Consider the following 13,917-nt stretch of genomic DNA (forward strand, 5'->3'; position numbering starts at 1 on the left):
ACGACGAACAGGATTAGTCAGTGAAGTTGTCACCTCTATGACGATGTAAACTTGACATATATCTCAGCAGCTGAAGCCATCAATGCCGCGACGAGATGGGAATCAAGAGTCAATAGTGTTGGAAATAATAGATGGAAGAACAGATGAAGAAAGCATGGCAAGCCTCTCCTGAAAGTTTAGAATTATAAAATCTAATTTGTGGGGTAGATAGAATGGTTAATGGATCACTTTGTAAGTTGAACAAAGATGGTTCGATCTGGAAGTTGGGAAATAGGTGCAGGAGATAAGTTGCGGGCTTACAATATTGATTCACGAGACAACGCATTTTGTAGGCGATAACTGGGATAGTGCAGCAGAGTGGAGTCCTTTTTATAGCACGCTCAGCAGCGATCAGGCAATTAAAAACCCATCCAATTACGCGGCTTTTGCAGATAATGTATTTCCCGGAAAACAGTGATCTACGATTTGGAAATGAACCCTGGCTATAATAAAGAAAAGGAGACTTTACACTGCCTGCTTCAGGTTACTAAAACTTTTGATATAACCTCATAAAACAAGTGAGAAGATTACCGTTATGGAACAAACCGGCCAATAGGAGTCTTCATATGGAATTTGGATATGAAATATATGCTGAAATATCTGGAAGCCAAGACAGATAGGGGATACATAGGGAGTCTACATTGTATGTTTTACTCCAAGAGCTCATCCCAAAACTTGATTTACCCTCATTATTGCTGCTAACGTTACAACTCCAAGGTATGATATTTCTTTGACTTCATATCTTGGAAAAACTTTCTTGTATGACTCTATCCAGCTAAAGAACCTTTCTATTGTACTTTTTTTTTAACTCTTCCCAATCTACCTTTATTGGTCTTCCTTTCTTCTTTTTCTTTCTATTTCTTTTGTTTACTGGTATATTGGACTTTATTCCTCTTCTTCTATTATATTTTCTGATATCAGCTGTATCATACATCGCATCAGCTGTCACTCTGGAAGGTCTGTTTATAGGTCTTCCTCTAGGTCTTCTTATCTTGAAGTTTTTAATTGTAAGGATATAAAGCGTAGAGTCATTTTGATTTGCAGGGACAATAATAATGGATAGAGGTAGCTCCTGTGAATTTACTAAAACACTTAATTTTACTACTTTTACTTTCTTGTAACCATCATATCCGATATTTCCCCTTTTTTGGCAGGAATATCCTTTGTATCGGTAAAACAATGAGAAAGATCTATTTTATTCAAGTCATAACCTTTGTTTAAAAGTTCATTAAAGATTTCCTGATAAATTCCATGTTCACACAGATAGAGATGAAATCTATGAACTGTTGATTTAGAGCCATATTTACGGGGAACATCTTGCCAGGTACAACCTGTTGTAACAACATACAAGATCCCATTCATTAACTTCCTTAAGTCAGAGCGAGGTCTTCCTGTATGTGGTTTCTGTGGAGGAAGATGATGTTCTATGGATTCCCATAGAACATCATCGATTTCATGGAAAAGATCCAGATCTTTTTATAGACAAAACCAGTAGTTTTCTTAGAATTTCCTTATTTTAAGCTTGATATCTTTACTTTAAAAAATAAGTCATATACTTATCAAAGTAATTGCGTAAAATGTCATAATCTTAACTTGGAGTCTTTAATTGGGCTGGGCAACTCTTTGCATTCTAGTTTGTTTACTGTTAAATAAAATAGGATCCTCTATGTGTACCCTACTTTCCGCAGTATTTTTGAAAATCAATATTTTTCCGATATCGTTTTTCAAAAATTGGCTCTGTAGAAAACCTATGAGATTACGAGTATAAACCGGTTTAAATTGAATAACCTTATATATTTTTGCTTATTTATTTTTTGCCTCTTGAAGCTGGTTTAAATAGATTTTTCTACGAAGCCCAAAAATTCTCAATTAATATCACCAAACTGAAATTTGGATTAAAAATTGAGTGCTACGTTTTTTGGTCTCTGAACATTCCGTATATCCATTTTTAACTCCTGAGCAGAAATTCAATAATTCAGGTTAGGACAAAAATTGATAGAAGAAAAATATTGATTTTCAAAAATACTGCGGAAAGTAAGGTATACTCTGAGTCTGGGACTTTTACCTAGCTTCTAGCTGCAACTCAGAAGAAAATGTAGGGTTAATATTTATAGCATCATGTTAAACAATTATGCTTAATCAATTCCAATGAGAATAACCCTTCAAGAGCTTGAAGGTTCCAAACTGTAATTTTTATCGGAATTTTTTCACTATAACGACTATATTAATCGGGAGCTCCATAGCTTTTTCATCATATCTGAAAAATATGAATTTTCGCATATTTTGTCCCCATTAAACTTTCTTAAGTTATTCACATCAAACTATATTAATTTTTTTGCTAAATACCCCTAACCAATGTATTTTTAATCAATATTTATCTTTCATAGAAAATTTCCCTGATATTTCCTGACAAAACTATATGTTTATATAGTTCCTTCACACATAACCTCCTTACTGTTGTATTATATCCTTAACAATAGAAACAAGGGGAAACAGTTTTTTGACTCAGGAATGCTCTGATGACTCAGGCGAATCGGATCGTGACCGTAGTTTCTTGTGTTTTTTTGGACTGCATAAATGGAAGCGAAAAAGTGGGGCATTGTTTTTTTTGCCAACAGTGCTCGAAAAACGCTATGAATGCATACGTTGTGGCAAATACAAGGTGATGTTCGAGAGGGAAAAAAGCTCTTACAGCCTTCCTGCTGGCAGGTCTTAACTGCAGAGAATTTATAGCCCTTATTTTTTCCATTCTTTTTCCATCTTTTTCTATCTTTTTCTAATCTTTTTTTCATTCTTTTTCTAATCGTTTCTAATCTTTTTCCTTCTTACTTTTTCTTTCTTCCAGTTGTTTTCCGCTGCCCTTCAATTATTATACCGGCGCCCTTTTCCTTGCTCGAAAAGTTAATCTATCTTAACTTTGTTTGTTAGAGCTATGAGAAGAATTGTGATTCTCGATTACGGGCTTGGAAACCTCCGCAGTGTTCAAAAGGGGCTAGAAAACGCCGGATCCAATTCCGTAATCTCTGGGGACCCTGAGGAGATTCTTGCCGCAGAAGGTTTAATCCTCCCAGGGGTTGGCGCTTTTGTGGATGCTATGAAGTGCCTTACCCCCATTAGAGGGATTATAGAAGAGTACGTTCGGTCAGGAAGACCTATGCTCGGGATCTGCCTCGGACAGCAGGTGCTCATGAGCTCTTCTGAAGAAGGAAAGCTGACCAACGGGCTTGATCTCATCTCTGGCAGGGTGCTGCGCTTTCCGAAGTCTGAATTAAAGGTACCTCATATTGGCTGGAACAATCTTAACATCAAGCAGGATCACCCTCTGTTTGAAGGTATTCCTGACAATTCTTTCGTATATTTCGTGCATTCATACTATGTGGACACCGCGGCTGAAAACACGCTTGCAGCCTGCAACTACGGGCTGGATTTCTCGGCGTCTGTCGTGAACTCGAAAGGCAATGTAATGGGTACCCAGTTCCACCCCGAGAAAAGTGGAGCTATAGGATTAAAGATCCTGAAAAACTTTGTGGAAATTTGTTGAAATGATTTATCGGGGACATCTGCCCCGTATCTGAATTTATATTTCATTTCTCCGGAATTAGTTATAATCCCTTAGACAGTTGAATTTTGAGTCTCAGGGTATTAAGTTTTGATCCCTGAATATTTTTACACTAATCATATTAAATTAACAGATTACTTAAAATAATAGACTACTTAAAATCAACAGATTATTTGTGAAATCAATTGACTGATACTTGGATGCCAGACTATCCTGCCCTGCCACCTTTAAGGGCAGAAATGTCTGCAAGAGATGATTACTATGGATATAGAAGGTTATGCAAAACGGGCTCTCAGGGAGGACCCTTCAGATGAAGCAAGGCTTGAGGCAAAGCTGGCTTCAAGAATTCTCGAAATTAAGAACATAAGCTCTGAGAGAGCTCATGAGATCGCGGCTGCGGTCATTTGTGAGGCAAAAGTAACACTTAACGTAGAAGGAGATGTGTTAGCCCCGACTATTTCAGGTGTTTCAATGGGAGAATTCGGTGTAGGTTCCAGGGGCACAGGGGATTTTTACGTTCACTCCAAGCTCGGAGAGGTTATAGGTAAGACAGGTGCAGTTGTGGATAGTTCCCAGCTTGATGACTCAGGGGTTGTCAAAATCGGTGAAAACTATCTGGTGGTCACGATTGATGGTATTCACTCTCGACTGAGCGACTTCCCTTTCCTCTCAGGCTTTCACGTAGCCAGGGCAGCTCTGCGTGATGTATATTCTATGGGAGCCCGGCCCCTGGCAATGCTTTCCGACATTCATGTAGCAGACGACGGAGATGTTGCAAAGATATTCGACCATATTGCAGGCATAACAACGGTCTCGGAACTTACCGGAATACCCCTTATTACGGGAAGCACACTTAGAATTGGCGGAGACATGGTTATAGGTGAACGCATGACCGGTGGCGTTGGGGCTGTGGGCATAACCTCTTCGCTTACATCGCGGAACCGTACCAGAGAAGGAGATCTTATCCTTATGACCGAAGGAGCAGGCGGGGGTACGGTTTCTACAACTGCGCTTTATTACGGGATGCATGAAGTTGTGGAAGAAACCATTAACATTCGCTTCCTGGAAGCCTGCGAGGCTCTGTTGCAATCCGGTTTGCATAAAAGAGTCCATTCCATGACTGATGTTACTAATGGCGGAATCCGGGGCGATGCCAAGGAAATTTCAAAAACCGCAGGCGTAAAACTTGTCTTTGAAGAGGAAAAAATAAGGGCTCTTGTGAACCCAAAGGTGCTTTCAATGCTTGAGCACTTGAAAATTGATTATCTCGGGGTTTCACTTGACGCCCTGCTTGTAATTGCCCCCCCTGCATATGTTGATGACATACTCAGTACTGTCAGGGCTGCAGGCATTGAGATTGACGTCATAGGACGTGTTGAGGAAGGAAGCGGAGCTGAAATTTCCTTAAATGGCAAACTCCGGGAATTTGTACCAAAATTTAGGGAGTCTGCCTACACACCTGTGAAAAAAGTCCACGGAGATGAGAATCCCAGAGACTTTGAGGAAATGAGAGCAGCAATCGATAAAGCTGCACTTGAAGCAATTGAAAAGAAACAAAAAGTCCTGGAAAAAATAAGAAGGAAATAAAGCCTTTTAAAAAAAGGCTTTAAGGAAAAATCGGTTAGAATAGAAATTGAACTGGAAGAGAGAAGAATAATTACACTTTCCTTTTTACTATGAGCACTTCCCTTACTTTTCCAGTAATTTCAACCTCTGTCTTTGGTTCGATTTCTTCTTCAGAGCGGGCTTTCCAGTATTCGCCTTTAAAGCGGACGTATCCTGGTTTTTCAGGCCCCAGAGGGTCTATGGACTGGGCAGTCTCACCTATAAACTCTCCAATTACAGGCTTTTTCTTTCTGATCTCGGTTACTTTGTAGACTGCAAAAACCAGAAATAACCCGAAAACAATCGTAGGAGCAACAATCGTTAGAGCAAGGAGTCTGCGGAATTCTGGAGTATAAATGTTTTCATTTCCCATAGGTATAAGGAACAGGCTTCCTATTATGAGGCTGATGAGTCCAGCAAGCCCCAGGATGCCGAATCCGGGAGACTTGATTTCAAGAATCAAGAGCCCTATTCCTACAAGGATAAGGAAGACTGCTGCTATATTAATATCAAAGCCTGTGCCTATCAGCCCCAGTACAATTAAAATAATCCCTAAAACTTCTGCCCCAACTCCAGGGCTTGATATTCCGAAAATAACTCCATAGAGCCCTATTGTCAGAAGAAGGGAGGAAATGATCGGGTTTGAGATTAAACCTAATAAGGAAAGAGAAAAGGGAGGCTCATAGTTCTCTATCCCTGCACTTTCGGTTTGCAGCGTTTTTCCCTTTATCTGTTGCCCGTCAGTCTGTACTAGCAGGTTCGGAACAGAAGGAGCCACATATTCTATTACGCCGGAATCGAGGGCTTCCTGCGCGTCAAGATTTTTGTTTTTCGTTATGACCTCTTCCGCAAAAGTCTCGTTTCTCCCATGTTTACTGGCTGTTGCGACCGAAAATTTGACAAGTGCATTTATAATTTTTTCGTCCTCTACGGGTTTTGTCCCTTCTGCCGACATCTTAACTGGCTGGGCTGATCCGATAACTGTAAATGGTGCCATTGCAGCAATATCCGTCCCCATAAGGATGAGTGTGCCGGCTGACCAGGCTTTCCCGCTCTCAGGCACATATCCGATAACAGGTATACTCGTGTTTTCAATTATCCTTATGATTTCCTGGGTTTCGTCCAGTCCTCCTCCGGGGGTATTCAGGCTGATTACCACAGCCTCAAAATTTCCGTTTTCCGCTTTTTCTATCGCATCCGCTATAATATCATCCGAAGCCGGAGTTATAGCCTCGGATATTTCAAGCACAAGCACTTTCTCTTGAGGCCCTGCCTCTGCCGAGGGCATGGGGGCAGCTGTGAGAACGAAGCACAGGAAGAAGATAAATAGGAAATGGAAAGCCTTTTCTACAGGCATATTTATCGGTCCTTCACTTATCAGTCCTTTCTTGCTTATCCATTTCCTTCTGTTCTTTTTGTCATTATCATCCCTTTCTTTCAACCCCTGTTTGCCTTTATTATTTTTTTCTTTCATCCATAGCCTGAGATAAAGCTGCTACATTTCCAGCCTCAATAGCCTGGGACTGTGTAACTACTATGAGATTCTTTTCCCTGGCAATCTCGGCTAAAGTTTGTAGCTCCCTCAGTTTGATTGCTGCAGGTATTCCCTCATAGAGGGAAGCGGCATCTTTCATTTTCTGGGCAGCTTGATACTCTCCTTCCGCAAGGATAATTCGGGCACGTTTCTCTCTTTCGGCTTCAGCCTGTTTGGCAATAGCTCGTTTCATTGTTTCAGGCAGGGCAACGTCTCTGATTGTAACTCCTGTAACCTTGATCCCCCATGGATCGGTATATGCGTCAAGAAGCTCCTGAATTTGTTTGTTGATATGCTCTCTTTCCGAAAGCAGCTCATCAAGCTCCATCTGGCCCATAACATCTCGTAGAGTAGTCTGTGAAAGAGTAGAGGTTGCAAACATATAATTTTCGACCTGAGTTATGGCAGCTCCAGGCTCCACGACCTTATAATAAACAACGGCATCCACTTCAACTGTGACATTGTCTCTGGTAATTACAGCCTGCTTGGGGACATCGATTGCAACAACTCTCAGATCTATTTTCATCGCTCTGTCTACAATCGGAATAATCAGGAAGACCCCGGGACCTTTCACGCCGCTAAGGCGACCCAACCTGAAAATAACCACTCTCTCATATTCATTAACCATTTTTATGGATTGTGAGAGTATTAATATCACAACTATTAATATAGGAAGAAGTGGGCTGGCAAATTGACTGGCAAAGATATTCATAATTTTTTTGACCTCTTATTCCATTAATGTTTAAATTAGATAATAATAATTAAGTATTCTTTGTTAGGATAACTAATTTCAAGGTTTCTATAAGTAAGCATTCAGCTTTATAAAAACCTATGCACTGCCTCCTCTAAATATCTGAAAAACTATAACTTACTTATTGTTACTTTTTGCATAAGGATTCTCCTTGGTTTTCCTTAAGACTTCAGTTTTTCAGATCATTGGGCGGCATTTGAGAATAAATGTCAGATACACATATGCCTGATTGTTATGAAAATATTATGAAACTTCTCAGAGATTCATTCTGATAAATAGTTATCTCTGAAAATACTTATATCTGAAATATAGAGAATACAGAACAGGAAAAAATTGAGTTAACAGGGAAAGAAAGGACCAGGATAACATTGATTTTCTGCCTGGGCCGGGCTGTATAGCCAGATCAGTGTACTTAAAAACTGACAGATGAATGATAAAGCTGTCAGGCTCAGGAACTTATTCTGTGCCCAGGCAGCAGAGCGAGAAAACGAAGGTTCGGAAGAACCATTGGTGTTGATATTAATGAGTAAGGAATGTTTAGACTGCCACGGACGTGGCTACAAAATAGTTTCAACCAATATCTGCCCTCAGTGTAAGGGCAAAGGTAAATCCAAATCAATTGATTTTATGAAAATGTCAGAGAAAAACCTTGATATTTTTTTGAAAAACGGTGCAGCGTGCGCGAAATGTAAGGGCACAGGAAGTATTGAAGTGACCACTCCATGCGAGACCTGTGAGGGACTCGGGAGGATATACACATGCAAGGTTTGTGGAGAACGCATTAAGAACCCCAGTGATCCCGAGGAAGAAGTATGTGATTCCTGTGCCCTTTCTCAGTTTGTTTATGCCCTTGATGAATCCTGCGACCTAAAAGACGTGGAGGCAGGAAAACTTTATCACGGGATAGTAAGCAGTAAAGCTTCTTTCGGAGTTTTTGTGGATCTTAACCCTCATGTAAGAGGGCTTATGCATTCCAGTAATGTCGGAGTTCCTCCGGAAGTAGGGGATGCCGTAATCGTGCTGGTAAAAAGCATTAAAGCCGGAGGGAAGCTGGACTTGATTCCCAAAACTCCCAAAAAATATGAGACCATCGAGCTTGAAAAGGAGCTTCCACTTAAGAACTCGGCTCAAATCGACTCCAATATGAAGGGAAGGCTTATCAGAATTGAAGGAGAGGTTATTCAGGTAAAACAAACCAGTGGACCCACTATTTTCACTATTAGTGATGAAGGAGGCTTTGTTCCCTGTGCAGCCTTTGAGAGTGCGGGGAAAAGATCCTATCCGCACATTGATACGGGGATGGTTGTTTCCATCACCGGAGAAGTGACTCTGCGAGATGACCAGGTACAGATCGAGGTCATGAGCATGAAATTGCTGACCGGAGAGAAGGAAGCAATAGTCAGGGGCAGGGTTGAGAAAGTAATTGACGAAAAAGCCGCTCCTGCTAATATTCCTTTCCTTATCGAAAGCGAGATTCTGGAGGAGCTCAAACCCAGAATGCTCCATGTCGCCAAAGAAATCAAAAAAGCTATCCTTCATTCAACCCCGATTATTCTAAGGCATCATGCCGACGCTGATGGAATCACCTCGGCGATTGCAATTGAGAGGGCAATCCTCCCCCTTATTACGGAAATCGGGGGGGCGGATGCAGAATATTATTTCTACAAGCGTGCTCCTTCCAAGGCTCCTTTTTATGAGCTTGCCGATGTCACGAGGGATATTTCTTTTGCACTTGAAGATCTTTCAAGGCACGGACAGAAGATGCCGCTTGTGATCCTTGTTGACAACGGATCAACTGAGGAAGACGTTCCTTCCATGCGGCAGGCAAGAGTATATGGAATTAATATGCTTGTTATTGACCATCATCAGCCTGATAAGGTTGTTGACCAGTATCTTATAGGGCATGTAAACCCTGCGCATGTAGGAGGGGATTTCGGGGTTACTGCCGGGATGCTCTGTGCTGAAATTGCTCGTATGATCAATCCCGATATCAGTGATATGATAATACATCTTCCAGCGGTTTCGGCAGTAGGAGACCGTTCCGAAGCCCCTGAAGCCGAAAAGTATATCTCTCTTGTCTCGGACCGCTACAGCCTTGAGGAACTGAAAGAAATGGCCCTCGCTCTGGACTATGAGCAGTTTTGGCTAAAATTCAGTAGTGGAAAGGGTCTTATAGATGACATTCTGGATCTAGGAAATCATGAAACCCATAAGAAACTGGTTCCCCTGCTCTGCGAACAGGCAAATGCCATGATAAAGGAACAGCTCGAAACCTGTCTCTTTAATGTCAAGTCTCATAAGCTGGCGAACGGGGCTATTATGAATGTGATAGATGTTGAGAACTATGCACAGAAATTCACCTTCCCGCCACCCGGAAAAACCTCAGGGGAAGTTCATGACGTGCTTACTAAAAGGAATCCGGATAAACCCGTGGTAACAATTGGATACGGACCTGACTTTGCGGTCATCCGTTCCAAGGGTGTGCTTATGAATATCCCGAAGATCGTCAGGGAACTCAGGGAAGAAATAAAAGGTGCAGGCGTCAGCGGTGGAGGGCATCTTGTCGTGGGTAGCATCAAGTTCGTAGAAGGCATGAGGACTGAAGTGTTATCCCGGCTTGCCGAGAAGATAGCAGTCGCAGAGATCCAGCATTAAAGGGCTTTAATAAGCCTCTTTCCTTCTCTCTATTCCTGCTTCAGACAGGAAACTCTGTTAAATAATTTATCTTAATTTTGCTATTTTTTAGAAAATCTGTTCTTAAATAAACCTGCTCTTAGGAATATATACTCTAAGAAAGGTCTGTTCTTAATTATCTATTCCTGGGGGTTCAATTAGGAACTCAACTCTTCCTGTAAGAACTCTTAAAAAAGCTATAAATTTGGAAATCTTTGGGAAACCTTTCTCTATGAAAGGTTTCCATGCAAAAAGGGTCACTAAAAATTTATCTTTACTTTGCCTTTCAGTCCACGCGCACAATCCTTACAAGTGACTGGATTGGTACATTTGCAATCATGTCCGCACCTTTTTTGTCTACTAAAACCACTACAGCCCTCGGTTTTGCGCCCATTTCCCGAAGCAGCTCGATAACTTCCATTATTGTAGAGCCTGTGGTGATAACATCGTCCACGATCACACAGTTTTTGCCAGCAACGCTTCCGAAGTTCCTGCTTATTGTCCCTCTCTGGCCTGGCTGGACTACATCCTGTCCTTTACGGGAATGATAGAGGGCGAAGTCAGTTCCTAATTCATTTGCCATCATGCTTGCCAGGGGAATGCCGCTGGCGGCGACACCGACAACCACGTCAACTTCGGCGTTTGTTTTTTCCAGAGTCTCAAGCACCATATCGCAAAGTGCAAGTGAAATGTAGTGAAGCCGGGTAGCACTTTTTCCTATACTGCTCCAATTTACGGAAATATCCTTCGGAGCGGGGACTGTTACTTCTTTTTTTGAACGGGTTAAAAGCCAGGTGACAGTCTCCCTTGAGACGTTGAGTTCGTCGGCAATCTGGCCGGTTACAAGCCCATTGCTTTGCAATTCTACCGCTTTCTGGATTAAATCTTCTATATTCTTCATGCCTCCATTCCCACCTGAATTTTTATTTGGCCGTATTTTTCGGCATGTTTTAGAATATAATCACAACGCTGCCTGGAATACTGCCTGGAAAACTATATTCAAATGTACATTCTCTCAATTAAAAACATTATTACATTATCAAGCATTATATCTTTTTCTTCAGCTCAGGAACGATTCTTTTCTTTTCTACTTTTTTTCCTTTTCTTTTTAAGAGGCGAGCCACAGATAGGACAGACGTCCCCTTTGTCAAAAGTTTTTCTGCAGCCTGTGCACTGCTTTTGCCAGATAATTATATCTTTGATTTTTTTCTGGGCAACGGGCTTAACATCAATCCCAAGTTGTACGGCAACGTTCTGAACTGCATAGTCGTCGGTAAGCAGTATGCCTCTGTCCCTGTACTCAAGAGCCTTTGCGAGGATTTCTATGTCTGTTTTTGAGAGTTCTTCGGAGTCCCGGGTAAGTTCAGCCATTTTCCGAACATCTTTTACCATTTCGGGATCAGGCCACTCTACGCGTAACCCTTCTTCTTTTGCAAGGTCAAAACGAAGCTCTGCGTCCTTGCTTTTCAATTCATCCGCAACCGAGGGAACAGTTATCATGAGAGAACTGTCCAGGTCAAAGTTCCCCATTATAAATACTGCTGAATCCGCTATGTAACAGGTCATTTTTCTTCTCTTTTCTCTTTTTAGTATATATTTGATTCCCGCCCGAATTGCCTTGGGAGGGCAGCGTCCTTTTCGATTGCGCTCAAGAGGGCTAATTACGGCTAAAAAACTAAGTTCCAATTGGAGAATCGGTTTGGGTAAGATATATTATTTTTACTGGATAAGCCGCGAGTTTATTGACAGATTATATCGCCTTTCGCCTATCATGGATTAATTTATGATGTAAACTCTTTTCCGTGCACCAGGTCTCCTGTACTGATAGAAATAATGGTTAAATTAGAGTCAGATGACAGCGCAGTAAAGAACTATAAAAGTGATAATCAGCGAGGCAGTTTCTTGGATTCTGAGTATTGAAGTTTCTCAGTTGTTTTTATGAAACTGAAAGGCTCGTACCCTTTCGACAGGTTTCTTTCCCGGAAACATCTTGAAAGGGATTGAGCACGAATAATTTTTATATGAGGGAGTGAAACACTTTCAGGCTTACTCAGGGCAGATTGCTTTGAGCCCTGAGGCGACATCAGCCAGGAGTTCGATCGGGATTCCCATAATCATTTCTTCATCTGCGATTTTGGTATAGTTCCTGCTTCCACTGCAGCCGACTGTAACTCCTATTTTGCCTTCTTTGTAGACTTTTACAACCCCGTCCGAACACAGGCTTTGTTTCCCTGCGAAACTTGATTTAATTCTGCCACCTGTTTTATACATCATAGCCTGCGTAAGCAGCATAACCTGTCTGGGAGTGCAGATAACCACAACAACATCCGGTGTAAATGAAGTGTTTTCCAGGGGAGAATACAGGATAGCTTCTGTTGAGTTTGCGGGAAGTTTGGAAACCATCTCAAGGGTACGCCTTGCTGCACCCTGGGTGCTGAATTGTTTTAACCCTTTAAAATAGAATTCTCCGCTTGCGACTTTCGGGGGCATTTCCCCAAGACCCATTGCACCGGCTCCGCCTTTACACATCTGGTCTTCGACCAGGGTATAGAATTTCTCGCCGGTCCTTCTTACCCTGTCAACCAGCTGGCAGTGTCTCATAGCTTCATCTACTCTGGTAATCCCTTTCGGGATTTCTCCTCCTTTAGGAATCAGTTTTACTGCAACCGGGGAAGTTGTGAGTTTCAGGCACTCTACCATTTCCTGTCCATATTTATTTATTTCTTTTACATCCATATTCTCAACTCGGGTTTTGAAACTTTTATTCTTTCTGAGATAGTAATGCTATTTTAACATTTATTAAATGTTTTAAGATCCTTGATATAAGCATTCCCGAGTTTGTACGTATACAGGCAATTTTCCACAGTACTCTCATGATCTTCAATTTCTCTTCCGTACTGTGAATCTCTCCAAGGGAATAATGGGGTTATATGGAATATTCACTCAAGTTTATCAAAGATAATTTCCATCTTTCCCATTTTTCGGGCAAGATTCTTCGAAATCATGTCGTTTTCAAGCCAGCAAGCATTCATTACTGCTGCCGGGACGAGACAGGTAGGTGTAAGGGGAACTTCAGCCATTTTCTGGCTAAGTATGGTTTCGGGGCCTCCCATGAGGTCTTTCATATCCATATCAAAATGTGTGCCCCATTTCCTGAGTTTTTCACATGTAGTCTTAATATGTACGTGAGTATTTTTCCCTTCTTTTGTAGCAATTATCTTTGTCGTATGTCCACATACTGTGTTCAATGAGATCTCCGTAACCAATATTTTTCTCTCCGAGTCGTTATTTTTCTCACCTGAAATGCTGCATTCCTTTTTGGGCATCAATAATTTTAAGTAGAAACTAATGTCTCAGTGTTAACCTGTAAAGTGATTTAACCTGTAAAATGATTCATTCATTTTATTTTTATTATTTTAATTCATTTTATTTTTACTATTTTAATTCATTTTATTTTTCTTAAATTCATGTAACTACTATTTTGGATTAAATTCAATATTTATATCCAAAGTTCCGTAATCTTTGTTTCTAATCTTTTCATCCCCTCTTGAGGGTAACTCTACCAGGGCAAGAGAAAAAAATTGAATTTTCTCTGGTTGCTTGATCGCAAAGTTCTTATACGATTCTATTTGTATTGAATAGTCCATAGCAAATATGCTAGTTAAGTACTCCTGTTAATATAATATATAATCAGAGCAATTAAGCTACTGTCAGGTATGCTCTTGCCCTGACACGATCACCATATCAGGATTACAG

The 13,917-nt window shown here is 41.1% G+C and carries 12 protein-coding genes; 4 read left to right on the plus strand and 8 right to left on the minus strand.

Features of this window, described 5'->3' with window-relative positions:
- Nucleotides 1-274 precede the first annotated feature (274 nt).
- Nucleotides 275-457, plus strand: a complete 183-nt coding sequence (locus AOB57_RS10110) for a hypothetical protein (RefSeq protein WP_167829597.1) — start codon at nucleotides 275-277, stop codon at nucleotides 455-457.
- A 357-nt stretch (nucleotides 458-814) separates the two neighbouring features.
- Here the strand turns inward: AOB57_RS10110 and AOB57_RS10115 are convergent, their stop codons facing one another.
- Both AOB57_RS10115 and AOB57_RS15045 read right to left on the minus strand, forming a co-directional pair.
- The gene (locus tag AOB57_RS10115; RefSeq protein ID WP_054297589.1) at nucleotides 815-1,219 is read right to left on the minus strand and encodes a transposase; all 405 of its coding nucleotides are present in this window, start codon (nucleotides 1,217-1,219) and stop codon (nucleotides 815-817) included.
- On the minus strand, nucleotides 1,147-1,509 hold the full coding sequence (locus tag AOB57_RS15045) for a transposase (RefSeq protein WP_082384021.1): 363 nt from the start codon (nucleotides 1,507-1,509) through the stop codon (nucleotides 1,147-1,149). The genes AOB57_RS10115 and AOB57_RS15045 overlap by 73 nt, the downstream gene beginning before the upstream one ends.
- Before the next feature lie 1,462 nt (nucleotides 1,510-2,971).
- On the opposite strand from AOB57_RS15045, the gene hisH reads away from it, so the two are divergent.
- The gene (gene hisH, locus AOB57_RS10125; RefSeq protein WP_054297591.1) at nucleotides 2,972-3,580 is read left to right on the plus strand and encodes an imidazole glycerol phosphate synthase subunit HisH; all 609 of its coding nucleotides are present in this window, start codon (nucleotides 2,972-2,974) and stop codon (nucleotides 3,578-3,580) included.
- Nucleotides 3,581-3,859: 279 nt separating this feature from the next.
- Entirely contained in the window at nucleotides 3,860-5,185 is a 1,326-nt protein-coding gene (locus tag AOB57_RS10130) for an AIR synthase-related protein (RefSeq protein ID WP_054297592.1), read from the plus strand.
- Nucleotides 5,186-5,255: 70 nt separating this feature from the next.
- Here AOB57_RS10130 and AOB57_RS10135 read toward each other — a convergent pair whose 3' ends face one another.
- Together AOB57_RS10135 and AOB57_RS10140 are read right to left on the minus strand one after the other, a co-directional pair.
- Nucleotides 5,256-6,560 carry an NfeD family protein gene (locus AOB57_RS10135; protein ID WP_054297596.1) on the minus strand — a complete coding sequence of 435 codons (1,305 nt, stop codon included), beginning with the start codon at nucleotides 6,558-6,560 and terminating at the stop codon, nucleotides 5,256-5,258.
- Nucleotides 6,561-6,660: 100 nt separating this feature from the next.
- Nucleotides 6,661-7,449 (minus strand): slipin family protein, encoded by a 789-nt coding sequence (locus tag AOB57_RS10140; protein WP_054297593.1) that lies wholly within the window; start codon nucleotides 7,447-7,449, stop codon nucleotides 6,661-6,663.
- Nucleotides 7,450-8,010: 561 nt separating this feature from the next.
- On the opposite strand from AOB57_RS10140, the gene AOB57_RS10145 reads away from it, so the two are divergent.
- A complete protein-coding gene (locus AOB57_RS10145; RefSeq protein WP_054297597.1) occupies nucleotides 8,011-10,143 on the plus strand; it encodes a DHH family phosphoesterase in 2,133 nt (710 codons plus the stop codon).
- Between the two features lie 304 nt (nucleotides 10,144-10,447).
- Here AOB57_RS10145 and AOB57_RS10150 read toward each other — a convergent pair whose 3' ends face one another.
- The 4 genes from AOB57_RS10150 to AOB57_RS10165 all read right to left on the minus strand — a co-directional run bounded on the left by AOB57_RS10150 (nucleotide 10,448) and on the right by AOB57_RS10165 (nucleotide 13,427).
- Nucleotides 10,448-11,062 carry an orotate phosphoribosyltransferase-like protein gene (locus AOB57_RS10150; RefSeq protein ID WP_054297594.1) on the minus strand — a complete coding sequence of 205 codons (615 nt, stop codon included), beginning with the start codon at nucleotides 11,060-11,062 and terminating at the stop codon, nucleotides 10,448-10,450.
- Between the two features lie 164 nt (nucleotides 11,063-11,226).
- Entirely contained in the window at nucleotides 11,227-11,727 is a 501-nt protein-coding gene (locus AOB57_RS10155) for an NOB1 family endonuclease (protein ID WP_054297598.1), read from the minus strand.
- Between the two features lie 480 nt (nucleotides 11,728-12,207).
- Nucleotides 12,208-12,897: a DUF169 domain-containing protein gene (locus AOB57_RS10160; protein WP_167829598.1), complete on the minus strand. Its 690-nt coding sequence runs from the start codon at nucleotides 12,895-12,897 to the stop codon at nucleotides 12,208-12,210.
- Between the two features lie 203 nt (nucleotides 12,898-13,100).
- Nucleotides 13,101-13,427: a DUF6951 family protein gene (locus AOB57_RS10165; protein ID WP_054299521.1), complete on the minus strand. Its 327-nt coding sequence runs from the start codon at nucleotides 13,425-13,427 to the stop codon at nucleotides 13,101-13,103.
- Nucleotides 13,428-13,917: the final 490 nt, after the last annotated feature.

Source organism: Methanosarcina flavescens, from assembly GCF_001304615.2.
In the GTDB taxonomy this organism is placed as follows: Archaea; Halobacteriota; Methanosarcinia; order Methanosarcinales; family Methanosarcinaceae; genus Methanosarcina; species Methanosarcina flavescens.